Source organism: Exiguobacterium sp. RIT594 (assembly GCF_003339585.1).
In the GTDB taxonomy this organism is placed as follows: domain Bacteria; phylum Bacillota; class Bacilli; order Exiguobacteriales; family Exiguobacteriaceae; genus Exiguobacterium_A.
On record NZ_QPKF01000001.1, the window covers coordinates 54,400 to 79,429 of the forward strand.

The 25,030-nt window shown below is 48.1% G+C and carries 15 protein-coding genes and 1 riboswitch; of the genes, 9 read left to right on the top strand and 6 right to left on the bottom strand.

Annotation, left to right across the window (positions count from 1 at the left end; translation table 11 throughout):
- Positions 1 to 130: 130 nt before the first annotated feature.
- A complete protein-coding gene (locus DVG79_RS00285) occupies positions 131 to 3,676 on the bottom strand; it encodes a CDP-glycerol glycerophosphotransferase family protein (protein ID WP_114594987.1) in 3,546 nt (1,181 codons plus the stop codon).
- A gap of 140 nt (positions 3,677 to 3,816) precedes the next feature.
- Here DVG79_RS00285 and DVG79_RS00290 point away from each other — a divergent pair, with 140 nt between their 5' ends.
- Both DVG79_RS00290 and DVG79_RS00295 read left to right on the top strand, forming a co-directional pair.
- On the top strand, positions 3,817 to 4,884 hold the full coding sequence (locus tag DVG79_RS00290; protein ID WP_114594988.1) for a glycerate kinase family protein: 1,068 nt from the start codon (positions 3,817 to 3,819) through the stop codon (positions 4,882 to 4,884).
- A 104-nt stretch (positions 4,885 to 4,988) separates the two neighbouring features.
- Complete coding sequence (locus DVG79_RS00295; protein ID WP_114594989.1) at positions 4,989 to 5,558, top strand: hypothetical protein; 570 nt, start codon at positions 4,989 to 4,991, stop codon at positions 5,556 to 5,558.
- Between the two features lie 410 nt (positions 5,559 to 5,968).
- Here DVG79_RS00295 and DVG79_RS00300 read toward each other — a convergent pair whose 3' ends face one another.
- On the bottom strand, positions 5,969 to 6,448 hold the full coding sequence (locus tag DVG79_RS00300) for a glutathione peroxidase (RefSeq protein ID WP_114594990.1): 480 nt from the start codon (positions 6,446 to 6,448) through the stop codon (positions 5,969 to 5,971).
- Positions 6,449 to 6,616: 168 nt separating this feature from the next.
- Between DVG79_RS00300 and DVG79_RS00305 the strand changes: the two genes are divergently transcribed.
- From DVG79_RS00305 to DVG79_RS00330, 5 genes are all read left to right on the top strand, one after another.
- Positions 6,617 to 6,811, top strand: a complete 195-nt coding sequence (locus DVG79_RS00305; RefSeq protein ID WP_114594991.1) for a hypothetical protein — start codon at positions 6,617 to 6,619, stop codon at positions 6,809 to 6,811.
- Between the two features lie 240 nt (positions 6,812 to 7,051).
- A riboswitch (cyclic di-AMP (ydaO/yuaA leader) is annotated at positions 7,052 to 7,204 on the top strand.
- Positions 7,205 to 7,525: 321 nt separating this feature from the next.
- On the top strand, positions 7,526 to 9,166 hold the full coding sequence (gene kdpA, locus DVG79_RS00315) for a potassium-transporting ATPase subunit KdpA (RefSeq protein WP_114594993.1): 1,641 nt from the start codon (positions 7,526 to 7,528) through the stop codon (positions 9,164 to 9,166).
- A 17-nt stretch (positions 9,167 to 9,183) separates the two neighbouring features.
- A complete protein-coding gene (kdpB, locus tag DVG79_RS00320; protein WP_114594994.1) occupies positions 9,184 to 11,247 on the top strand; it encodes a potassium-transporting ATPase subunit KdpB in 2,064 nt (687 codons plus the stop codon).
- 14 nt (positions 11,248 to 11,261) lie between these two features.
- A complete protein-coding gene (locus DVG79_RS00325; protein WP_114594995.1) occupies positions 11,262 to 11,783 on the top strand; it encodes a potassium-transporting ATPase subunit C in 522 nt (173 codons plus the stop codon).
- Positions 11,780 to 12,865: a universal stress protein gene (locus tag DVG79_RS00330; protein ID WP_114594996.1), complete on the top strand. Its 1,086-nt coding sequence runs from the start codon at positions 11,780 to 11,782 to the stop codon at positions 12,863 to 12,865. Before DVG79_RS00325 ends, DVG79_RS00330 begins: the two co-directional genes overlap by 4 nt.
- 120 nt (positions 12,866 to 12,985) lie before the next feature.
- Here the strand turns inward: DVG79_RS00330 and DVG79_RS00335 are convergent, their stop codons facing one another.
- The gene (locus DVG79_RS00335; protein WP_114594997.1) at positions 12,986 to 16,570 is read right to left on the bottom strand and encodes an SH3 domain-containing protein; all 3,585 of its coding nucleotides are present in this window, start codon (positions 16,568 to 16,570) and stop codon (positions 12,986 to 12,988) included.
- Between the two features lie 198 nt (positions 16,571 to 16,768).
- Positions 16,769 to 18,802 (bottom strand): thioredoxin domain-containing protein, encoded by a 2,034-nt coding sequence (locus tag DVG79_RS00340; protein ID WP_114594998.1) that lies wholly within the window; start codon positions 18,800 to 18,802, stop codon positions 16,769 to 16,771.
- 744 nt (positions 18,803 to 19,546) lie between these two features.
- Between DVG79_RS00340 and DVG79_RS00345 the strand changes: the two genes are divergently transcribed.
- Positions 19,547 to 22,294, top strand: coding sequence for a chitobiase/beta-hexosaminidase C-terminal domain-containing protein (locus DVG79_RS00345; protein ID WP_114594999.1), 2,748 nt, complete (start codon positions 19,547 to 19,549; stop codon positions 22,292 to 22,294).
- A 24-nt stretch (positions 22,295 to 22,318) separates the two neighbouring features.
- Here the strand turns inward: DVG79_RS00345 and DVG79_RS00350 are convergent, their stop codons facing one another.
- Complete coding sequence (locus tag DVG79_RS00350; protein ID WP_012371409.1) at positions 22,319 to 22,675, bottom strand: hypothetical protein; 357 nt, start codon at positions 22,673 to 22,675, stop codon at positions 22,319 to 22,321.
- A 358-nt stretch (positions 22,676 to 23,033) separates the two neighbouring features.
- Between DVG79_RS00350 and DVG79_RS00355 the strand changes: the two genes are divergently transcribed.
- Positions 23,034 to 23,912, top strand: coding sequence for a CAP domain-containing protein (locus DVG79_RS00355; RefSeq protein WP_114595000.1), 879 nt, complete (start codon positions 23,034 to 23,036; stop codon positions 23,910 to 23,912).
- A 285-nt stretch (positions 23,913 to 24,197) separates the two neighbouring features.
- Here DVG79_RS00355 and DVG79_RS00360 read toward each other — a convergent pair whose 3' ends face one another.
- Positions 24,198 to 25,013, bottom strand: coding sequence for a MetQ/NlpA family ABC transporter substrate-binding protein (locus DVG79_RS00360; protein WP_114595001.1), 816 nt, complete (start codon positions 25,011 to 25,013; stop codon positions 24,198 to 24,200).
- Between the last annotated feature and the right edge of the window lie 17 nt (positions 25,014 to 25,030).

Here is a 25,030-nt window from a genome sequence, read left to right on the forward strand (position 1 = left end):
AGAATAACATTAATTGGAAATCAAATCAAAAAGCGATTGGCTGGAGTCAGTGGTTGTTCGGCTGAACAGAAAAAAAGATTCTCTCCACGGGTGTGGAAAGAATCCTTGTTCATGTGAAACAAACACGTTTTTAGACGGAATAACTGCCGTCTGATTGCTCGGTTAACTCGAGTGTGTCTTTCGCAAAATAGCTGTCGACGACACGTGAAGCCGCCAAGCCATCTTCCATCGCACAATAGGCTTCCCGGAAGGCGTCGAGTCGTGACTGGTAGTCTTTCGTCAATTGCGGGATGTTCGCCAAGGCCGCGATAAAGGCATCTTCGGTCTCGAGAATCGGTCCCGGTAAGTCTTTGTAGTAATCAAGATAGAAACCGCGTAATGTATCACGGTATAAATCAAGATCATACGCATAAAAGAACATCGGACGGTTCATATTTGCGAAATCAAAGAAGACGGACGAATAGTCGGTAATCAATAAATCCGTGATCAAGTAGAGTTCCTGAATATCGGGATAACTCGTGACATCGATGAAACGTTCCCGGTGTTCGGCCGGAATTCGCGGTTTCTTCGTCACAAGGACATGTGTCCGGATCAAGAAGACATATTCATCACCGAGCGCTTCCGCGACACGGTCGAAATCAAACGGATAGTCAAAGAAGAACTTTCCGTTGCCGAGCGACTGATGATCGCGGAAAGTCGGCGCATACAAAATGACTTTCTTATCATCCGACAATTGGAGCTTCGTCCGGATCGACTCGATGGTTTTCGGTTGATTGTTCGAGAAGAACAAGTCATTCCGCGGATAACCGGATTCAAAAATCGGTCCATCATACCGGAAAGCACTCTTGAAGATCGTCGAGGCATAAGCACTCGGAGACAATAAGACGCTCCACTGATAGATCGAGTTCGTCACCCGGTTGACATACCCTTCATCCCGTCCGTGAATCTCGTCCAAATCGAACAACATCTTCTTGAGCGGTGTGCCGTGCCACGTCTGAATATAGGTCGTCTCTTTCCGGCGTGTGAAGTAATGCGGGAAGTTCTGGTTGTTGACCCAGAACTTCGCCGTCGCCAGGTAATAGAAGTACGCCGGTGACAGACGTTTAATGACTTTGGCATTCGGATCCCCGAGATACAGACGCTTATTGTAGACCCAGACGACTTTATAATCGAGATTACGTCGTTTTAATTCTTCATAGATATAACGCGGGCTATCGGAATACTGTTTACCGAGTCCACTTTCAAATACGACAAGTTTCGGGTCGACCGGCAATTTTTGCATGAACCGATAGGCTAGCTTCATTGACGGGAAGTAGAACCGGCTACGGCGATACAGACGGAAGAGAATATTGGCGGCTTCCGCCGTTTGGATTTGTTCGATCCAATTCCGTTGCTTCTTAAAATTGACGATTGTTTGAAGAATTTTCTCCGAATACGAAGACTCGACCGGTTGCAAGAAGGCTGCAGCACGTGCCTGATATTCCGGCGCCATCGCGAACGACCGGGCAGCCGTCGCGTCGAGCTCATTAAACAACTCATCGAGTGTCGATGAAATCGGTCCCGGTAATTCCTGTTCCAGATCCAGATAAGAACCCTTTGGTCCAATGAAGCGGACCGGGTCAAATTGGAAATAGTGAACCGGACGATTCAAGAAACTAAAGTCGAACGCGACACTCGAATAATCGGTCACAAGGAGCAGACTTTCCTTCATTAATCCTTGTACGTCCCGTTCACCTTGATGGATGACCGTAATCGGCAAGTCTTCGAAGTGACTCGTATATTGTTGCATGTTCGGATGCAGGCAAAAGACGATTTCGAGCTGATGTTCGTCCGCGAATCGGTGTAATCGTTCACTTGTCAGCAACGTCTGATATTGTTGATAATACTCAGATTCAAAGAATTGAAGCGGTGTCTGTAACCAAGAACGCCATGTCGGGATGATCAACATTTGTCGTTTGACTTCGACATCTTTTGCAAGCAAAGCATCGAAGCGGGACAGACCGGTAATCCGGACTTCCCGTTCCGGATACCCCATGTCCTGAGTCACAAGACGTTTTTCCCGTTCGGAACTGACAAGGAATAAATCCGTGTCGAACGCCGGTGCGAATTTGCCGTACTGGTCGTCCATGTTTTTCGTCCCAAGGACACCGTGCTGGATAAAGACACGATCCGCTTTCATCTTACGTTTGAAGGCTTCCGACCGGAGTGGATAAAGATATTCAGCATGATGCGTCCCGATGACTTTTTTCGCCATCAGTGAATGATAAATATGTTCCTTTGATTTAAACGGTAACGCATGTCCTAGCTGTTCGACTTGCGAATATTCATTGGACTCAGGATCAATCACGTAATAGACAGGACGATCGGGATACGTCTCGCGCATGTATTTAAAGAAATGATAACCGTTGTCTTGTGCTTTGTAAGGACGTTCGCCGACGAGCCATGTATTCTTTTCGGCAAACAGGCGATAGAGCGGAGCAAACTTCATCATATGATTCAAATAAGCATAGTTGTCATTCGTAAATTCCGTCATTTCAAATGACAGATTCCGATGTCCGACCGTAAAGTACGGGATGATATGCATTGTCGTCGCGTCTCCTTGACCCCGTGTTTCGGGTGTCAATTGACGGGTGATGTAACGTGCCCGACCAAGACGAAGCAACGTAGGAGCGGAACGATGGTAATAGTCCAGAGCGACGAAAGCATCATAAATGCCTTCTTGTAACAGTGCATGTTCCTGATGCAGACGTGTCCAATCGATGACTGTGCGGTACGTATACCGGTAGAGACCAAATTTTTCGGCACTCCGGGCATTATCGTATACCCAATCAATCGGGACCGGAATTTGCTCACCCGTCTCGCGGTGTACGAGTTGTAACGTTCCTTTTCGGATAAAAGCATGCCGGGTAAAGATTTTCCCTTTGATTTCCGTTTGATCGGTGACGGGAGAATCAATCGCATCAATTTGCATCTTCGGTTTAACCTTGGGTTCCTTATTTAACAAGAGGCGAAGATTGCCTTTTAAATCCGTGTACAGATGGGCAATATGTTGGAAATCAGGATCAAGCAGTGGTTTTAAAGGCACGGCAATCCGGGTTTCCGAGAACCGTCCGAGAATGATTTCCCGTGTAAAGCGATCCTCAGTCAGTGTGGCGCGACTAGGTAAGCCGTTTGCTTCCCATTTTTCGAGCGTCGCAGGTTGGAAATCAGTGACGCTTTTCGAGAACTTGAGCCAAAGTGAAAAACGTCCGGAAGGCAACGCTGTTTCCGCTTCCGTCGTGTCGTCTGAAGCATCGGTCTCTAAGCTTTCTAACGTGTCTTCAGCATCTTCCGAAAGCAACGGCTGTTCCTGCTCGGTCAGTTCCTGATTTTCGAGGACACGATTGACGAGGGCAGGAAGTATGTCATGCGTCAACGAAAAGGAAAACTGATGTCCTCCTGAGCTGTGCGTGTTAGGTAAGGTAATGACTTCGTTTAAAAGACGATCGCGAACGAGTAAGGCTTCGACCGTTACTGTAGTATCAGAAAGCTTTCCTGAAAGGGTCTGTTCTTGGAATGTGGAATCCAGTTGCAGGAATTGTTTGAACTTCGATCGTTTTGGATTGTTTTTTTTCGGTGCTGGCAAAATCGTTTTTCCGAATCGTGCCATCCGTAATAATGTCTTGGAAAGACTCACGGGGTAGAACCTCCTCATAAAAAATCGTCTGTTTTCGACGAGAAAACAAACAGAACGCGTCGTGTGCATGACAATTATCATATCATATTTTCTTTTTTTTGGATGATCAAAATAGAGACAAGTTAGGGGAGGCAATCAAGATGCATCATTTCATCTGTATCGACAGCTTCAAAGGCTGCATCAGCTCGTCGGATGCAGCACGTGCCATCGAACGGGGTATTTTACAGGCCGATCCTGACGCGACGATTGATTGGAGTCCTGTCGCGGACGGCGGAGAAGGGACGATTGACGTGTTATCCGCCAATGGATTTGAGAAAATCGTTGCTCCGACAATCGATTTAGCCGGTCGTCCGATTGAAGTATCCTATGCTCAAAAAGACCGGATTGCCGTGATTGAGGTGTCGACAATCTGTGGCTTGCACTTGAAACGTCTGGAGGATGATGCGTTTTCGTTACACACACGAGGAGTCGGGCGTCTCGTCCGGCAGATTTTGGCGACTGGTGTATCGGATGTCTTTCTTGCCTTGGGCGGTACGGCGACGACCGATGGCGGACTTGGTTTTTTGGCGGAACTGGGGACTGACTTGATGACACAAACCGGTGCGCCGATTCCGTGGCAAACGAATCCGTTGATGGAAACAAAACAAATCCGTTTGCCGGCAAGGTCCGGTTTCTTACACGTCTTGGCCGACGTTACGGCTTCGTATGCCGGCGAACAAGGAGCCGCTTACGTCTTCGGACCTCAAAAAGGACTGACCGCTTCCGACATCAATTTACTCGATGACCGGTTAAAAGAGATTGGAAACCAACTTCACATCGAACATATCAAAGGAGCAGGGGCTGCCGGAGGACTTGGTGGAGCGGCATATGCGCTCGGCGCTTCAATCGAATCCGGAGCATCGTTTGTCCTCCGGATGATCCATGCGCAGGGACGAATCGAACGAGCCAATTATGTCTGGACAGGGGAAGGACGGGTCGATCGCCAAACCGCGATGGGAAAGCTTCCTTCACAAGTCAGCGCATTAGCTGATCGTGCAGGTGTTCCTTGTATCATCCTGGCAGGAGAAGTCACGGAACGGCTGGAACAGGCGTGGATCTGCGAAGCGATTCATGATCCGGGTGAAGGAAAGACACTCGACCCGTTCGTCACGAAACAACGGTTGGCGCGCCGGGCAGAACAAATCGTCCAGCGTTTGAATCTGAAATGACTTTTCTAATTTAGGGAAATGGTTGACTGGAAAAGGAATGAAGCGCTAGCGCTTAGGGTAAAAGAAACTATACTACTCTATCAATTGGAAGGCAGGTCACCACCATGATCAATCAGTCGATTCAACTGTCATTTCGACAAGTCCGGGCACTCGTCGAACATACATTATTGTTATTCAAGGAGCTCGATCAACAGCTCGCCAATCGGGGGTACGAACCGATTTTGCCGGATGTCGTCCAAACGGAACATGGCATCAGCATTCATCAGACGAAAGACAGCGCCGAATCGCTTGTCCCGCATTTTTTGACCCGGTCTTACACACGTCAAAATGAAAAAGTCTCGAATCATGCGCTGATTGTGTCCGTTCAATACACGCATCCGCTCCATGAACGATTTGATCCGGTCGTCCTGGTCGGAGACGTCATGTTCAAAAATCCGAAACAGACGATAAAACTGTTGCTCGATAAACCATGGTTGCTAAAGTATGCCGCCTTCGAATCGACGGCTGCCGGATCGTTTGAAGCGACCGGAAAACGTTTCCGGACCCAGCCGATTGAAGAAATCGAATGGCTGGATGTGTGGGGACATCCGTTTACGGAAATGCGGGATGTCGAGGACGTGAAAGTATTGGCGGAAGAAATGATCAAAGGGCACTTGGAGCCGGGAACACCGTAAATTGTTTTGTATCAGCAAAAAGAAAACAGGGGGACGGATGTTAAATCTGCTTCTCAGGAAACGATTCGAAGCAAACAAAAAGTGGTTCTTCTCAATTAAGAGAAAAACCACTACTTTGTCTTCAGTCTGAGGAGTCGGGTTAAAATAAGGTGCCTTTCTGACGATAGGCAAGAGGCTGACTTGAAAAGGATTCACTCATTCTTTCACGCCCTTTCCTCAGGCGAGACACAAGCCAGTTTCCCTGCCTCCTTCAGGCAGGAAACCGGGTCTTGTTTGTCTCTGACAGCGCAAGCCAGCTTGCGCTTTTTCCTGTAGGAGTCGCGTGAAGGCGAGTGATTCTTTTATTAGACTGACTTTTGATTCGGAGAACCTCTTGTCTGATGGAAAGATGTGCTTCCTACGAAGCAATCTTAAACGGGAACGACGATCCGTTCGATGGCTGCGACAAGATCTGTCGGATTGGTTTTTGGTGCAAACCGTGTCACTTCCCCGTCGCGCGTCACTAAAAATTTCGTGAAGTTCCATTCGACATCCTGCTCGCCTGTCGTGTTTGGCGCAAGTGCCTTCAGTTCTGCGAACAACGGATGTGTACCTTCCCCGTTGACTTCGATTTTTGAGAAGACAGGGAACGTCACGCCGTAGTTCATTTGGCAAAAACTTTGGATTTCTTCGTCCGTTCCCGGATCCTGTCCGGCGAACTGATTACAGGGGAATCCGAGGACGACGAGTCCTTGTTTCCGATAGTCCTGATGAAGTTGTTCCAGTCCTTCGAATTGTGGCGTCAAACCGCATTTACTCGCTGTGTTGACAATCAGCCAAGCCTGTCCCGGATAATCTTTTAATGTTGCGTCCGTACCATCGATCCGTTGAAATGTCTGTTCCTGTAACATAAAAATTCCCCCTTATGGTCTTAAACCCAGTGTAGCAAATGCCTCCGGCTTTCGCCTGAAAAACGTTCATCAGATGACAATCCCTTCACAATCCGGTGTCAGTTGCCCTGAATCGTGTCGATTTTTGATAAAATACAAAAGACTTTGGAAAGAAAGGAGAGATGCCACATGAGAAAGATGTTGAAACAATCGCGTTTTGTCATGATCGCGACGCTTTGTCTCGTCTTGGTTGCAAGTATGATTACACTGCTGACACTCGGATTCGAGCGCGATATTGTGATTCTTGTTTCTGGAGTGGTTGCCCTGTGGGTGACGATGCTAGCTCCTTTGACGGTCCAGGCCAAACTGAATGAGCAATCATAACCGGTGTTGATTCAAAAAAACCGCAGTCCGATTTCCTGCTGAAGGAGTGTTTCCATTCAGATGAAGGAACCGGTTCCTGCGTTTTTTTTCCTTCTATAGCATAGGTCATAAAAACACTATTTTTATAAAATAAGTCATCAAAAAGTCTGACTATATTTTTTTTAGAAATTCTATTTACAAGCTTGAATAATCGGAGTAACATCCATCTCATCAACGAACACTAACATGTTAATGCTTCGATCTCAAAGTACGCCGAATTCATGATTGAAGCGGGGGACCCAACCGTCACGACACGTGACACGGGGTGAATCTTCTCAGGTAAGAGAAGTAGGGCGAAATCCTAGGTATGCCCGAATCCGACAGCTAACCTCGCAGGCGTTTTAGGAGGGAACGACTCTTATTCAGTGATGCCAATTTTTTTAGGCGATGCTGGGGCCGTTACTGCCTCACATCGTCTTTTTGTCGTGTTTAATTGTAAAAATATTGAATAATATGGAGGTATTTTCAACATGGGAGATCTTTGGAGTGTTTTGTTATTCGCATTGTTTTTCGGAAGCTCGTTTTTGATGATTGGTTTGATTGAACGGATTCAATGGCGGGCGGGTGACCGGAAATGACCTGGTTTTTGCTGGCTACCGGTTGTGTTGTCTTTTTGTATCTGAGTTATTGTTTGATCTATCCAGAAAAATTCTAATCGCATAGGAGAAACAAATCATGTGGACTCAATTTTTAATCCAATTTTGGATTTTACTCGTCATCGCACTCGGGGCAGCCGTTTTGCTCGGTCGTTACATCGGAACCTACTTTGCACCTGTCGGAGACCGGAAAATAGATTCATTCGGCAAAGTCGAACGACGATTTTTACTTGTTCTTGGTGTCGATGAACGAAAACAAGACCAGTCGTGGGTCGGGTATTCGAAAAGTCTGTTGCTCGTCAACTTGTTATTTTTTGTCGGAGGATACCTGCTACTGCGTTTCCAAGGAAGCTTGCCCTTGAATCCAAACGAAGCTGTCAATCTGGACTGGTCGACCGCCTTGCATACGACGATCAGCTTCATGACGAATACGGACCAGCAACATTATTCGGGTGAAGCATTATCGTATCTGTCACAGACGTTTGTGCTCGGGACGATGCTGTTCGTCGCACCAACGATGGCGTTCACCGTTTGTATGGCAGTCATTCGTGGACTCGCAAACAAACCACTCGGTAATTTCTATGCTGACTTCGTCCGTTTCATCGTCCGGATCCTGTTGCCGATTTCGTTCGTGTTTGGATTGGCAATGATTCTGTTTGGTGTGCCGCAGACGTTCGGTGGTGCTGTAAGCGTCACGACGCTCGAAGGGGCGAAGCAGTTGATTTACCGCGGACCGGTCGCTGCGTTTGAAGTCATCAAACAGCTCGGGAATAACGGGGGCGGATTCTTCGGAGCCAACGGAGCGCATCCGTTTGAGAATCCGAACCAATACGTTAACTTCATCCAAATGTTCTTAATGTTGCTGATTCCGATGTCGCTTCCAATCGCTTACGGAAAAATCATCGGCTCGGCCAAGCAAGGCCGCCTGTTCCTCGGCGTGATGACAATCTTGTTTGTCATGATGACGTTCGGGATGGCTGGCAGTCTCTTCGCAAATCCGACCGCACACGGTCAAGAGCTCCGGTTCGGACAGATTGGGACAGCATTGTACAGTTCGATTACGACGGCCGCCGAAACCGGTGCGGTCAATGCGATGCATGATTCGCTTCATCCGCTTGCCGGATTGATCCAGCTGGGGAACATGATGCTGAACGTCGTTTACGGCGGAACGGGTGCCGGTTTCTTGAATGTCCTGTTGTATGCTTTCGTTGCCGTTTTCTTGACGGGGCTGTTGATTGGTCGGACACCGACTTTCCTCGGCAAGAAACTGGAGACGTTTGAAGTCAAACTGATGGCCATCACCTTGCTCGTCCCACCGTTCCTCATTCTCGTCGGGACAGCGGTCTCGATGTACGTCGCACCGGGTGTCGGAGCGATTTCCAATCCCGGCTACCATGGTCTGTCCCAAGTCTTATATGAGTTCACTTCGGCGACGGCCAACAACGGTTCCGGCTTTGAAGGACTTGGTGATGCAAGCGTGTACTGGAATATCTCGACGTCGTTTGCTTTATTCTTCGGTCGCTACATTCCGCTGATCCTGATGCTGGCGATTGCCGGATCACTCAAGGCAAAACCGGCCGTTCCGCAAGATGAGTTTTCGTTTAAAACAGATACCCCACTTTTCGGCACAGTTTTCCTCGGTACGGTCGTACTCGTCGGTGCGCTGACATTCTTGCCAGTGCTCGTACTTGGACCGGTCGCGGATTGGCTGACGATGTGAACAGGAGCTAATGAGAAATGATGGAACAAGTAAAACACCAACCAACTGAACAGGAACCGAACATTCCTGAAAGAGAATCCAAATCTGCTGTCAATCCATCGATTGCGAAACAAGCGATACGCGATGCCTTTAAAAAGTTAAATCCGGTGCATATGGTGAAGCAACCGATCATGTTCGTCGTTTGGATCGGTTGCCTGATGGCAATCGGGTATACGATTTTCATCGATGAGATGCGTGGTTTCAATCTAGCGGTCAGCATCATCCTGTTCTTGACGGTGCTGTTCGCGAATTTCGCAGAGTCGATTGCGGAAGGACGCGGGAAAGCACAGGCGGATTCGTTGAAGGCATCAAAAGCCGATGTCATGGCGCGCAAACGGGTTGGTCAGATGATTGAGAAAGTCTCGTCTGCAACATTGCGTAAAGGGGACATCGTCTTCGTCCGGACCGGTGAATACGTGCCGGGGGACGGGGAAATCATCAAAGGGCTGGCATCGATTGATGAATCTGCCATTACCGGCGAGTCCGCACCGGTCATTAAAGAAGCGGGCGGTGATTTCTCGTCCGTCATCGGTGGAACACTCGTCGTCAGTGACGAAATCGAGGTCCGGATCACAAGCAATCCCGGGGAATCGTTCCTCGATCAGATGATTGCCTTGGTCGAAGGGGCGAGCCGTCAAAAAACGCCGAATGAGTTGGCGTTGTCGACGTTACTGACAAGCTTGACGCTGATTTTTTTACTGGTCGTCATGACGTTACCCGTCTTCACGAATTATCTGGGCTTTGAATTGTCCGGTCCGATTTTGATTGCCTTGCTCGTCTGTTTGATTCCGACGACGATCGGCGGATTATTATCCGCGATCGGGATTGCCGGGATGGACCGGGTGACCCGCTTCAACGTCATCGCGATGAGCGGGAAAGCCGTTGAAGCAGCGGGGGACATTCAAACGATCATTCTTGATAAGACCGGGACGATCACGTTCGGGAACCGGATGGCATCCGATATCACGCCGGTCGGTGATGTGACGCAGGAAGCGGCGTTTGAAGGCGCAATCCTCTCCTCGCTCGCAGACGAGACGCCGGAAGGACGTTCGGTCCTCGAACTGGCCGGACTGCGAAACATGCCGATTGATCAGGATAAGTTACAAGGAGCGGAAATCATTCCGTTCCGGGCTGAAACCCGGATGTCGGGACTCGATTTAACAGATGGACGACGCGTCCGCAAAGGAGCGGGGCAAGCGATTCAACAATGGGTCACGGAACAAGGTGGTGTGATTCCGGATAACCTTCAAACGACGGTCGATCAGATTGCCCGTCTCGGCGGCACACCGCTCGTCGTCGCCATCGATCAGACAATCTTAGGTGTCATTTATCTGAAGGATACGGTGAAACCGGGAATGCGGGAACGGTTCGACCGACTGCGTGAGATGGGCATCAAAACAGTCATGTGTACCGGTGATAATCCGTTGACGGCAGCGACGATTGCCCGGGAAGCCGGTGTTGATGACTTCGTCGCCGAATGTACACCGGAAGACAAAATCCGTGTCATCAAACAGGAGCAGTCGGCAGGACATCTGGTCGCAATGACCGGAGACGGTACGAATGACGCACCGGCATTGGCGCAAGCGGACGTGGGTCTTGCGATGAACAGCGGGACTCAAGCGGCAAAAGAAGCGGCGAACATGATTGATCTCGATTCCAATCCGACGAAGATCATCGAAGTCGTCGAAATCGGCAAGCAGTTACTGATGACGCGTGGTGCCTTGACGACATTCTCGATTGCCAATGATGTCGCGAAGTATTTTGCGATCATTCCGGCGATGTTCATGGTGGCGATTCCGGAGATGGAGTTACTCAATATCATGCGACTCGATTCACCGACGACCGCCATCCTGTCGGCCCTGATCTTTAACGCGATCATCATCCCGATGCTGATTCCGCTTGCGATGAAGGGTGTCTCGTATAAACCAATGACGGCAGATCAGCTGCTCGGACGGAACTTATTGATCTACGGTCTTGGCGGCGTCATCGTCCCGTTCATCGGCATTAAAATCATCGATGTCTTGCTCGCAAGCATCCTATAAGGAGAAAAAGGACAATGAAACAAGCCATACGTGTGACGGTCTTCATCACAGCGTTATGCGGGATCGTCTTTCCCGCGTTACTGACCCTGTTTGGTCAGTTGCTCGTACCCGATAAAGCAGCAGGTTCACTCTTGCAACAAAACGGAAAATTCATTGGATCGGAATTGATCGCCCAACCGTTCACGTCAGAGCAGTATTTCCACGGACGTCCATCGGCAGTCGATCAATTAGCGGGAGCATCTGCTGGGGATAACCTAGCAGCATCCAACCCGGAGTTCATTACGAAGATCAACGAGCAACAGGAACAGTTCAAAGAGGACGGACGTTCGCTTCCGGACGATGCCCGCGTGACATCCGGCTCTGGCTTCGATCCGCACATCTCGCTCGACTATGCACGGGCACAAGTGAATCGTATTGCAACCGAACGGGATCTCTCGCCTGACGCCGTTCGACGATTAATTGACAAGGAAGCAGGGAATAATCAATATGTGAACGTTCTGATGTTGAATCTGGCGCTTGATCGGAGTCAGTCATGACACGAGGGAAGCTGAAGTTGTACATCGGCTCAGCTCCTGGTGTCGGAAAGACGTATAAGATGCTCGCCGACGCCCGAATGCTCATCGAGGAAGGACGGGACGTCGTTCTTGGATTGATTGAAACACACGGTCGACGTGAAACGGCCGCGATGATCGGCTCCTTGGAGCAGGTCCCGTTACTGGAAGTGATGTACAAGGACAAGGTGTTTCTCGAAGTGAACGTCGACGCCATCATCGCCCGGCAACCGGATATCGTCCTGATTGATGAATTGGCGCATACGAATGCGCCAGGATCCATCCGCAAAAAACGGTATCAAGATGTTTCGGCGCTGCTTGACGCCGGTATCAATGTCTATTCGGCCGTCAACATCCAACATTTCGAAAGTCTGCTGTTTAAAGTCAAGGAAGTGACGGGGGTCGAAGTGCGGGAACGGATTCCGGATCCGTTCCTTGGTGAAGCGGACGAGATTCTACTCGTGGACGTGACGCCGCAAACCTTGCGCGAGCGGTTGGAGCACGGAAAAATTTATAAAAAAGAGAAGATTGAACAAAGCTTGAATTCTTTTTTCTCCTTACAAAACTTAGCGAGCTTACGGGAGTTATCGCTCCGGCAAGTCGCAGATGAAGTCGACGATCAAGTGTATCAAGCCCGTCTGCTGATTGAAAAAGATCCGACATTATTACAGGAACGAATTTTGGTTTGCGTCCAGTTGAACGAAAATGCACGAAAGTTGATCTATCGTGGATTTCGGATGGCGAGCCGGATGAAAGCGGATCTCTATATCTTGACGATTCTACCCAAACCGGAAAACCAGTTGCCGGCATTTCAAAAAGAAGTATTGGCGATGTTACGGGAAAGTGGTGCCCTGTTTGACGCAGAAGTCTTAATTCGGATTCAAGGAGAACGTTCGATTGCGGAGACCATCACGGCGGCCGCAAAACATCACCGCATCACACAAATCGTGCTCGGTCAATCCGCACGGACCCGGTGGCAGGAAATCCGGCGCGGTTCGATCGTCAATCAAATCATGCGCCAAAACCGGGGCATTGATTTGCAAATCGTCGCTGATGATCAAGTCTGACAGGGTGTCTCTTCCGCGTAAATGCAGGAGACGTCTTCCGTCAGATGGTGGCGGTCAAAGCACACAAAAAAATCCAGACCACGAATCGATAGATTCAGTGTCTGGATTTTTTTGTATTTCTTAACGCGTAAAGACTGGAATGTCAAAGACGGCCGTATAGCTGTCCATCTGTTCATACAGCTTGTAGATTTGGGTTGTTTGTTTGACCGCCCAGCCCATATCCGTCGCGTACTGGTGAACACCCGGACGCATCGGACTCCAACGCATTTTGTAGAGTGTGTTTTGATCGTAAGCATTGTGGATGTATGTCGTACTGATGAATTCAGCACCACCGACGATGGCGGCTTCCGGTGTGAACCATCCTTTGCTGTACGCATATGCAGCACCTGTATTGATGGCATCGTAGTCATACGCGCCGATTCCGTACATGTTGTAGACCGTGCGTCCGTTCCAAATGACGCCTGTCGCAAGTTTCGACGTCCCGTTCCCTGTCTCAAGTAATGCATGTGAGATCAGGTACGCTTCGTTGACCGAATATTTCGCACCGGCATCGATGAAAGCTTGGCCGCAGCTGCCTGTCGTACATTTCCCGAAGATTCCTTTTGTCGCGAGGATATTGTTCAGCGTCGCGGCTGAAGCACCTGTTGATTTGGATAGATCAAGGAATTGATAGTAAGCCGATGACTGGCGATCCACTTTCAGCGGATCCGCCGCATTACGGACATCTGCTTCCAGCGCATTTAACCAATAAATCGTCGAATAGCGTGTAGTCGATGTATAGACACGCGGATAGGTCGTGTAGAAGCCGCTGACGTTTTGATAGACCTTAATCATCACGTTCGGTTTGAACTGACCATAGACGTGACTGGCAGTCGTCGCGCCGGAGCGGATGTTCAGCGGTGTCGTTGCCGTGACAGTGGCAATCGTTCCGTTGACAGGATCAAGTGCACCGCCGAGGCGAACATAATCCGAACTGACATACATCAGTTTCGAAGCATATAAATCAGTTTGCGGTGGCGGATTCAGTTTCATTTGGGCACTGATGAAGCTGTCAAACGTATACGGAGTGGCGACCGAATTATAGACGTTCAGTTTGGCTGATGTCATGACCATCGTTCCGTTGTACGCATAAAGCGTCTTCCCTTCATAAGAAACTTCATACCAGCTACCGATTTTCCCGGTGACCGGTAAGACCGTGTTCACCGGAATGGAAACGACGAGCTGATAGGCATCCCCGACGTAAGACCGGAGCGAAGTCGTACCGGTTGCCCGGACGAATGATTTTTCAATCGGCTCATAAGCGATGGGTGAAGTCGGTTGACCGAGTTTGATGTAACCGGTTTTTCCGTTGACAGTGACTTGATGCCACTGTCCATTGGCAGATGTCGTGACAAGGGTTTTCGTCGAGTAGACATTGCCTTTGTTTAAGTTGGCGATTGTTGTTGCCGTATCTTTTGCATCACTTTTGACAGCGACCGGAGCGTCGAGTAAGAAGCGGACTTCTGCAATCGTCGTTGTGTCCGAGAACTCCGTCAAAGTGGAAGCAGCTGCATAACCGCTTTTACCGGCATAGGTGATTTTCATCCAGTTGCCGATTTTTCCTGTCACCGTGACGACTGTTCCGTTCGGAATGGTCGTGACCGGAGCGTAAGATGGTCCGGCATACGACCGGAGTGGTGTTGAAGCTGATGTTTTATACTTTGTAGCCGGTAATGCCTCGTAGTCAATCGATGTTCCCTGGTTGACGCGAACGTAACCGGTTTTTCCGTCGATTGTCATCCGGTGCCACTGTTCCGACCGGCCGTTCGTGACGAGTTGTGTCGTGTAGTAGACGTCATTTGCCGCCAGCGTCGTAAACGTATCGGCTGTCGAGTGATGCGATTTCTTCACATCGACCGACTTCGATAAAACGAACCGTGAAGCAGGCAGGGTCTTTTTCGTAATCAATTCGGTCATCGTATCCGCAGCGACATAACCGGTTTTCCCGTTCGCTGACACCTTGTACCACTCCTGGATTTTTCCGATGACTTGAACGTTCGTACCCGTTGAAATCGTTGCGACAGTTGCATATGAATTGCCTGCATATGTACGCAGTGAAGTTGTTTCTGTTGCTTTCATCGCCAGATTCTCGGAAGTATAGGCGACGGGTGTTCCCTGGTCGACCGGGACGTATCCTGTCTGACCGTCTTTGGTCACACGGTGCCATTTAGCTGAACCGTTCGTGACAAGTTGATTCGTTTGATAGATATCATTCGTCTTAAGCGTCGTGACTGTTGCAGCAGTTGCTTTCGGTGCGGCTTTCATCGCGACATCTGTTTGAAGCTTGATAGCTGTTTCTGGAATCGGTTGCGTCGTCACGTAGTCCGTAAACGTTGTACCTGATGCGTAACCTGATTTTCCATCGTACGAGACTTTATACCAGTTGCCGATTTGTCCCTGGATTTTGATGATCGTCCCGCCTGGAATCGTTTTGATGACACCGTAAGAAGGTCCGGCGTACGAGTGTAAAGCCGTTGCTGTCGTTGTCTTTAAAGAAAGATCATGGACCGTATAGTACTTGATCGTTTTTCCCTGATTGACTTTGACATAACCGGTTTTGCCGTCTTTTGAGACCTTATGCCATTGCTCGCCAAGCGGGTTCGTCACGAGTTGTGTCGTATAGTAGACGTTGCCCGTCTGTAAGCTGGCAAGTGTCGCAGCGGATGAAACTGGTGTGGCTTTGATCTCAACCGAGTTCGACAACAGGAAGCGTGACGATGCTAACTTGACCTTCGCTGTGTATTCATTTAAAGCAGCAGTCAAGACATAACCTGTTTTGCCGTCATACGTGATGCGATGATAGAGACCAGACCGGGCCGTCGATTTGACGATGGCTCCTTTTGGAATCGTGACAAGCGGACGTTTTGTTCCGTCCGTTGCGTCGTACAGGACAAGAGCCGATTTTGTTTGGAATGCGGTTTCCGGAATCGTCGTTACCTCTTGTTTAGAAGAGCCGGCAAACGCACCTTTGTGCATGTAACCTGATTTGCCTGCATACGTGACATTGTACCAGTCACCGATTCGTCCGGTTGTTTGCAGGGAAGTCCCTGTTGGAACGACAACCTGCCGCGGATAGGCTGTACCGGCATATTGACGGAGAATGTAGCCGTCTGTCGTCTTTAACGCGGTTTTTGACATTTTCGTATAGGCAATCGGGCTCGCGTTCAAGGCACGGGCATATCCCGTCTTGCCGTCATACTTGACGCGATAAAAGATTTCGCCAACCGAATTCGTGATTTTTTGTGAGCTGTAGTACGCATCCTGTTCATTTAATGTAGCGATGACAGGAGCTGTCGCCGACGCCGATTTGTAAAGAGGCGTATTTTTCGAAACGAGGAACCGTTGTCCTTTAATCGTTTCTTTTTGATCAAATGCTGCTAGATATTTTGACGCGACATATCCCGTTTTTCCACCGTATGAAACTCTTCTGAAATAGCCAGAAGCCGACTCGTACGTGGATGAAACGATAGTTCCGGTCTTGATCGTCAACAAGCGTTTCCGTGAAGATGTCGTCTTGTCATACAGATAAGTATCGGCAGACAGACGGTAGGTCGTTGCTTTGGTCGTTGCGGCCTCGAGCGAGGGACTGTAAGAAACAAATATGCCGAGGACCAGGATGAAGCTGACCAGCATCTTCAAGGTTTTCGTGAATAGTGTCGTGTTCAAAGATCGTATCCTCCTAGTTAGAATTTGTCCGAAGACGTATCGGGCTCTAGGATGTCAATTCTAAGATGTGAAATTAATTTGCCTATACTTACTATCGACAATAAAACATTTATCTACAGTATATTTAGAATTTTTTTGAAAAAAGGGGTTTAGTTTTTTAAAAAACCCTTCTGCTTTAGGAAACAGAAGGGAATTAAGTCATATTATGATTTTTTGAAGGAGTTCGGACAGGTTGGTCGTCGGTCGGTCGCACTGGAAATCATGGCACAGGTAGGCGGTCGGCTGTTGAGTGGGAGAATCATATGCAGCAATGAAAGGAGCGATTTCGAGAAGCTCCGTTTTTTCACCGACGAGAAGTGCAAGTTCAGGTAAGCGCCGTTGGTGGAGCTGAGTCAAAAAGGAGGCGACATCCCCGTAGGATTTCGTCAACACGATTAATTCTTTTGGTTCCATCAGGGTCCGGGTATAGACGCTTAGCAGACTGGCGAAACCGGTCGGTTGTGATTTGATTTCGGAAGCAAGTGTCGAGAAGTTGCGCTGTGCCTGCTCACGATAATCTGTCCGGCCTGTCAGCTGGGATAAACGAAGCAGATTCGAGACGACCGTACTGTTTCCGGCAGGTTTGACTCCGTCGTAGACATCTTTCGGTCGCACCAGTAACGTTTCGCCCTCGTTTGATGTAAAGAAAAAGCTGCCGTCCTTGTCAGAAAAGTCTTTCATCATCCGCTCCGTCAATCGGATGGCATGCTTGAGGTAGCTGATTTGCTGAGTCGTTTGGTGCAACTCCAGATAAGCTTCCGTCAAAAAACTGTAGTCATCGAGAAAACCATTTCCTTGGACATCCCCGTGACGGTAACGGACGTGTAGACGGTCGTCTTCCATCAGATGTGTTTCAAGGAACGTCAATGCCTGTTGTGCGCGTTGCGTATAGCGGACATCATCAAAAACACGTCCAGCTTTCGCATAGGCAGAAATCATCAGGGCATTCCAGGAGGTCAATACTTTATCATCACGGAACGGTCGCGTCCGTTGATTGCGGAACTGCAATAAGGTTTGCCGCTCCTGTTCGAGTTGAATCAGGATGCCTTCAATAGAAGAATTCCGATCAATTGCCAGCTGTTGAATCGATTGACCGGTCCGCCGGAAAACGATCCGTCCTTCGAAGTTGCCTCGAGGCGTCGCTTGATACAGCAACGGGAACACGGCCTCTGTGCCGAGTAAATCCGTGAGTTCATCAAAAGTGAACGTATAGAAAAGCCCTTCGTGCCCTTCACTGTCAGCATCTTCTGCCGAATAAAAGGCACCGTCCGCAGAGGACAAATCGCGTTCGATATAGGTGAAAACCTCTTCTGCGTATTGTTTGAACCGTTCTCTGCCGGATACTTGATATGTCTCGATGCATAAGGTGGCGAATAAGGCATTGTCATACAACATTTTCTCAAAATGCGGAATTTCCCAACGTTCGTCGACCGTATACCGGTAAAGACCGAAACCGACATGATCCGTAATGCCTCCGTCACGCATGGCGGTTACTGTCCGCATGACCATCTGTAAAGCCGTCTCATCTTCTGCGAACCGGTAATAATCGAGGAGGAAAGTCAGTAAAGAGGGCGACGGGAACTTCGGCGCTGTACCAAACCCGCCATTCTCGACATCAAACTGGCGCATCGCCTGATCAAACGTCTCGTGGACCAATGCTTCGTCCAATTGATCCTGTGAGTTGAAGTCCGTAATCGTCGTTAACGCCTGAATGATTTCCTGACCGACACGTTTAATTTTGTCCGGATCCGTCCGATAATGTTCGCTGAGCTGCAAAAGAACCTGTCGGAAGCTCGGCCTGTTGAACTGAGGCGTCTTCGGAAAATACGTTCCAATATAAAACGGTGTCTGATCCGGTGATAAAAAGACACTGAGCGGCCAACCGCCTTGTCCGTTCATCAGTTGTGCTGCCGTCATATAAATCTGATCGATATCCGGACGTTCTTCCCGGTCAACTTTGATCGAGATGAAACGATCATTGAGCAGACGGGCGGTTTCTTCATCTTCGAAGCTCTCGTGAGCCAGGACATGGCACCAATGACAGGTCGAATAGCCGATCGACAGAAAAATCGGTTTGTTCGCTTCACGGGCAGCAGAAAAGGCTTCTTCCCCCCACGGATACCAGTCGACAGGATTCTCGGCATGTTGCAATAAATAAGGACTCTTTTCATGGATCAATCGATTCGTAGCCATCTCTTTTGACCTCGTTTCTTCTATAGTAATGTCATCTCCCTAACGATACCGATTTTGAAAGGGGGAATCAACGGTTCGTTCAGTCCTTTAAAAATAGGAAGATGAAAAAAAGATTGACTTTATAAAATAAAACATGGTATATTAAATTTTGTCATGAATCGGGGATGATCACTCATGTGAGAATCCATCACTTAATACACAATTTAATAATCAGGTCAGGATTTTTAGACCTTACTGACAAATGAGTCAGACATAAGTCATCGCTTTTATTTTGTCCTTCTTCTGTTTAGCTAGAAGAAGTTGACCCAGCAAGATAAACCTTCCATTCGATACTTTTCAGCTCATTCCGAGCGAAATTCTAAAAATCCCAGTAAATACGCAACCCAACGCGTAACTTGATTCTTGCTAAAACGCTTGATTCAGCTGGCGCGGCCAAGGAGCCGTAACAACGAAAGAGAGGTAGGGCTTTCGTCGTTTCAGGTGTTTTGATCACCTGTATCCTCGATTCTCATGACACCTAAAAACAGACACGCTGAAAAGGCGTTTTTTTTATGCCATTTTTTCAGAACATGAATGAAGGAAGCTTAACATTTGATTCCTAAAGACGAATGATTATTTTTTGTAAGCGTTAACAATTAATTCTTTTACGAATATTAACATCTTTTTTTACATAAAACATACACTATTCATGAATTAATCTGATAATATAAAGAAGTGTCAGAAAATTCATAGGGGGTCAACATCATGAAGAACGTCAGTACGTTTGGGAAGTGGGCATTGGTCGGAGCATTAACAGCGGGAATTCTTCCACAAGCAGGCATTACGGTCGGGGCAGAAGGCGAAGGCGTCATCTTGTCCGAGTACATAGAGGGTTCAAGTAACAATAAAGCGATTGAAATTTATAATGGTTCGGGTCAAATCATCAATCTTTCAGATTACACGCTTGTTCAATACACGAATGGTGGACCGACGGAGTCGAAAATCACATTGTCGGGCACGATTGAACCGGGGAAAACATTTGTCATTGCCAATTCAAGTGCAAACGCAGACATCAAGGGGAAAGCTCAACAAACAACAGGTTCACTCAACTTCAACGGAAATGATCCCGTTGCGTTGAAAAAAGGTGATGTCGTTCTCGATATCATTGGACCGGTCGGCTCAAGTGCTGATTTTGCAAAAGATACGACACTCGTTCGAAACTCAAACGTAACGGCCGGTTCGAAAACATACGAACCGTCGCAATGGACAAGTTTCCCGGTTGATACGTTAACCAATCTCGGCACGCACGCTGCTGAAGCAGGAGACATTTTAGTCGCACCGACGGCTTCACCGGTCGGCGAGGTCGACCGCGGCGATCAAGTGACGTTGACAGCAGAAGGTACGATCCACTATACAGTTGACGGATCAACTCCGACTGCCGAAAGTCCGGTCTACTCTGGTCCGATTACAATTAATGAAGAAATGACGATTCAAGCGGTTGCCGTTAAAGACGGAAAAACATCGGCTGTTTCAACATTCAAATACTATATCGCACCTCCAATCACGAAAATCAGCAGCATTCAGGGAGTCGCCCACACGTCACCATATGCGGATCAACTCGTCCGGACGACGGGGGTCGTCACCTATGTCGTCGATGCGAATAACTTCTACATGCAGGATCCAAATCCGGATAACAACAGCAAGACCTCTGAAGGGGTGCTGGTCTATGCGAAAAATCACGGCGCAGCAGTCGGCCAGACCGTCGCAACGACAGGGTATGTCAAAGAATGGTTGCTTGGCGGATACAGTGACAAGTTCGACACGGATCTCGCGGTTACGGAAATCAGTACAGTCAATCTCGTTAAAGGGGCATTGAACACAGGATTGCCGGCAAGTATCGTCCTTGGCGAAAACGGTGTTTTGATTCCGACGCAAGTCATCGATAACGATTCATTTGCTGAATTTGATCCGGCTGAAGATGCAATCGATTTATACGAAAGTGTCGAAGGAATGCGTGTCGCGCTTCCAAATGCCATCGTCACGGGACCACAGGCCAACCGGACGATTCCGGTACGGACGCAAACAGCGGATAAAGTCTACACGAAACGCGGCACACCGATTCTGACAGCGGATAATGCCAATCCGGAGCGTCTGTTCGTCGAGATGGGCAGCAGCTCGTACCGCGCGAAATCAGGGGACCGTTTCGAAGGAACAATCGAAGGAGTCATGAGCTATAACTACTCGGCATATAAAGTGTTAGCGAAAGCAGCGGACTTACCGAAGCTGATTACAAGTGAAGTCGATCGTCAACCGACGAACATTGAAACAGGCGATTCACGTTTGACGGTTGCTTCGTATAACGTGGAAAACTTTGCTTCAACGGCGGATGCCGGAAAAGTCGACCGTGTCTCGGAAGGAATCGCGACATTCCTGAAAACACCGGATATCGTTGGTTTGACAGAGATGCAGGATAACGATGGGGCGACGGACAGCGGCACAGTCGATGCATCGAAATCATTTGAGACATTGATTACAGCAATCGAAGCGAAAACAGGTGTCCGTTATGCGTATACGGATATCGCACCAGAAGATAAAAAAGACGGCGGACAACCGGGCGGAAATATCCGTGTCGGTTTCTTATACAACCCGGCTCGTGTTTCACTTGCACCAGGTGAAAAAGGAACAGCGACAGAAGCTGTTGCCGTTGAAAACGGTAAGCTGACGAACAACCCGGGTCGCATTCAGCCGAACGATCCAAACTTTGACAGCTCACGGAAACCGCTCGTCGGCGAATTCATCTTCAAAGGCGAATCGTATCATGTCATCGTCAACCACTTTAACTCTAAAGGCGGCGATGGAGCAGACTTTGGTAAAAACCAGCCGGTCGTTCGTAAGAGTGAGGTTCAGCGTCACGCAATCGCTGGCATCGTCCAAAACTTCGTCAATGAACTGGAAACAGAAGTCAAAGATTCAAACGTCGTCGTACTCGGTGACTTGAATGACTTCCAGTTCTCGAAAACACTTGATATCTTAAAAGGGGACAACCTTTGGAATACGGTCGATGATCTCCCGAAATCGGAGCGTTACTCTTATGTCTATAACGGAAACGCTCAGGTGCTCGACCATGTCCTGATTTCGAAAAACCTGAAGCCGTATACATCGTCTGATATCGTCAACATCAACTCGGATTATATGGAAGCGGACGGCAGCGCGAGTGACCACGATCCAGCCATCATCTCGATTCAAGGGATGGAAAGTGCCGTTGCGGTCAACGGAAAAGCGGAAATCGGAAAATGGCGTGCTGTTCAAAAAGGAAAGCATATCTTCATCGAGCGTCAACTCGCTGGTAAATGGGACAAGGCAAGCGAAACACATGCCGATCAACAAGGAGATTTACTTGAACTGCGTGTTTCTCAAGGTCGTCCGTATATCCAAGTGAAAACGAAAAAAGGGAAAACGATTTGGCTTGAACTGTCGAATGGTTACAAATTAAAAGAAACAACGAAATACTAAGCGTTTGTATTAAAAAAAGCGGACTTAATTGTCCGCTTTTTTGTGTATTCGGATAAAGAGAGAGAAAAAGGACAGCAGACTAATCGTGAGGGTAAGCAGTAACGCGAGGTTTAACGGGATGACACGGAACATGTACGTAAAATGAATGATGATCAATAACAGGATAATGGCAAGACCGGGAAGAAATTGTTTGCGTAACAGATGACCGACACCCGGAACAAGGAGTTCGAAACCGAATCGTTGACTGATATGGACTTCTTCATGGGCATTAGCGAGACTGAATGAGACAGTCAACAAAACTAAAATGAGCCATCCGGAAAACAGATACTGTTGAATCGGTAAAAACGTAATCGATTCATAGATAAAATAAAGTAGAATCATGGCATACTCCTTTGGAAGTGAATATTATATAAAATTTCCTTATTTTTTCCTTACGAATTCTAATGATAGCGAGGGTTTTCAGGAACGGCAACAACATTTGAAGGGAATAAAAATAAAAGAATGTTCACACATTTTAACAACAGGGAAAGAATAGTTTATTTTATGTATGATAATGGTATGAGAATGCGATGAATAAAGACGTCAGACCTCTTTTACACAAAAAGTCTGAGATGTGTCAAAACTGTGAAGCGGAACGGGGAATCGTGTGATTTCACTTGAAACGACAGCTTAGACTGTTCGAACGGACGCATTTCTTTTAAAATTAGGGTAATGGAACACATGAGGAGGCGAAAGGTACATGAAAAAGTGGTTAGTACTCGGAGTAGCAGCGGTCGCTTTCTTCAGTTATGAAAATACCCCGATGGAACAAGCAGAAGCGGATTACCCGAAAAGCGGTGGAACGCTGATTGATCGATATACAAGTGAATACCCGGGTTATGACTGGGAAGTCAGGCGGACAGCAACAGAGGAGTTCGTGGCGTTGACGAAAGACGGAAAGGATTACGGAAAGTATCGTTCGAAAAACGGTGTGACGACGCAAGGGGCCGTCTTAAATAAAGACACGGAATCGACCCTTGCGAAAAAAGGCTGGAAAGCCGTCAAGTCGTACCGGAAAGGCAATACGAATTATTTGTTGAACCTCGATCATGCCGCCGTCTATGAAAAAAAGGACCGGTATGTGACCTACTTCTTTGACCAGCACGACGGCAACAAAGTGAAAGCGACACTCGCGATACCAAAAGAGGTCGAAGCGAAGAAAAGTGGATTTTATGGCAAGGCGTCCAGTGCATTGCGGACAACGGACGAGAAGTTGATGTTGCGTCTGATGAACTGGGACCGGGCCGATTATAAGCTCGGAGCGCTGACGCCGTACAGTACTTTAAAACCGGTCACGCGTGCACACAGTGAGAACATGGCAAAAAATAATTTCTTTTCCCATACTGATCCGGAAGGACGCGATCCGTTTGACCGGATGAAAGAGAACGGGATCCGCTTCTCGGTAGCCGGAGAAAACTTATCGATGGGCTATCCGAATGTCTTTGCGGCACACTGGGGTTTGATGAACTCGAAAGGGCACCGGGACAACATCATGAACAAGACCTTCAAACAGGCGGATACCGGTGTTGCTTTCCGTGACAATTCACCGTACTTTACGATTAATTTCCGGACACCTTGAAGCAACATTTAAAACGAAAGTATTCGTATCACCCCGATTTTGCGAAAGCAGGATTGGGGTTCTTTTGTGTGGATCAATCTGTAGATGGATGACGCACCATCTAGATTTGAATCCTATCTTTAAAAATGAGAGCGGGCTTTTGATTGACGAAGCCTTGTCTTCTCCAAGCGTCATCATTCAATGGAAAACCCCTGAAACCGTTCCACCTCCTTTTTGTAAGGGGAGGCAGCTGTTTCAGGGGTTTTATATCATCTTTAGATGAACTAATAGACAAAAAGAGTTATGTCAGTTTGCCCACTCGGGTTTACTGAAGCCTTTAAAGGACTTTTCGATGACAGCGTTAAAGTCATCCGATTTGACGACAGCCGTTAAGTCTTTCGCCAGTTGTTTATCTGCATTAGAAGTTTTGATGGCGACCAGGTTGCGATACTGCTCATCCATTTTTTCGAGTGCCAGTGCATCGAGTAAATCAAATTTCGCAGCTAACGCAAAGTTTCCCGGAACGGCAGAGATATCGACACTGTCAATGGCACGCGGCAGTTGAGCGGCCTCGAGGGGCTTGATGACAAGTTTCTTCGGATTCTTGGCGATATCTTTTTCAGAGACCGTCAACGGGTCCGCGTCGGCTTTGAGTTCAATCCAACCTTGTTCAGCCAACAGATTCAGTGCCCGGGCCTGGTTCGTCGGATCGTTTGGTGTCGCGACTTCCGCTCCCGTCTTGACGTCATCAAGCGACTTGTAGGATTTGCTGTATAACCCCATCGGTGCCGTCGGGACGGTAATCAGTCCTTTAAGATCGAGGTTCTTTTCCTTCGCAAACGTCTTCAGATAAATCGAATGCTGGAACAGGTTGGCATCGATATCACCACTGCCAAGCGCAATGTTCGGTTGAATATAATCCCCGAACTCGACGATTTCAACGTCGTATCCTTTCTTTTCAAGACCGGGCTGGATCGCTTCTTTGACCATATCGCTGTAAGGACCGCTTGTCGCTCCGATCTTGATCGACTTGTTCTCTTCTTTGGCGCTGCTGTCACCGCAACCGGCAAGAATTCCGGCTCCGAGTAGTCCTGTTGCTAAAAAGGCATAACGTTTTTTCATATTCATTCTCTCCCTTA

Coding starts and splice junctions, on each gene's coding strand:
- kdpA (WP_114594993.1), top strand. CDS start 7,526: ATGTGGACTCAATTTTTAATCCAATTTTGGATTTTACTCGTCATCGCA.
- kdpB (WP_114594994.1), top strand. CDS start 9,184: ATGATGGAACAAGTAAAACACCAACCAACTGAACAGGAACCGAACATT.
- DVG79_RS00290 (WP_114594988.1), top strand. CDS start 3,817: ATGCATCATTTCATCTGTATCGACAGCTTCAAAGGCTGCATCAGCTCG.
- DVG79_RS00350 (WP_012371409.1), bottom strand. CDS start 22,675: ATGATTCTACTTTATTTTATCTATGAATCGATTACGTTTTTACCGATT.
- DVG79_RS00345 (WP_114594999.1), top strand. CDS start 19,547: ATGAAGAACGTCAGTACGTTTGGGAAGTGGGCATTGGTCGGAGCATTA.
- DVG79_RS00360 (WP_114595001.1), bottom strand. CDS start 25,013: ATGAAAAAACGTTATGCCTTTTTAGCAACAGGACTACTCGGAGCCGGA.
- DVG79_RS00295 (WP_114594989.1), top strand. CDS start 4,989: ATGATCAATCAGTCGATTCAACTGTCATTTCGACAAGTCCGGGCACTC.
- DVG79_RS00355 (WP_114595000.1), top strand. CDS start 23,034: ATGAAAAAGTGGTTAGTACTCGGAGTAGCAGCGGTCGCTTTCTTCAGT.
- DVG79_RS00305 (WP_114594991.1), top strand. CDS start 6,617: ATGAGAAAGATGTTGAAACAATCGCGTTTTGTCATGATCGCGACGCTT.
- DVG79_RS00325 (WP_114594995.1), top strand. CDS start 11,262: ATGAAACAAGCCATACGTGTGACGGTCTTCATCACAGCGTTATGCGGG.
- DVG79_RS00340 (WP_114594998.1), bottom strand. CDS start 18,802: ATGGCTACGAATCGATTGATCCATGAAAAGAGTCCTTATTTATTGCAA.
- DVG79_RS00330 (WP_114594996.1), top strand. CDS start 11,780: ATGACACGAGGGAAGCTGAAGTTGTACATCGGCTCAGCTCCTGGTGTC.
- DVG79_RS00300 (WP_114594990.1), bottom strand. CDS start 6,448: ATGTTACAGGAACAGACATTTCAACGGATCGATGGTACGGACGCAACA.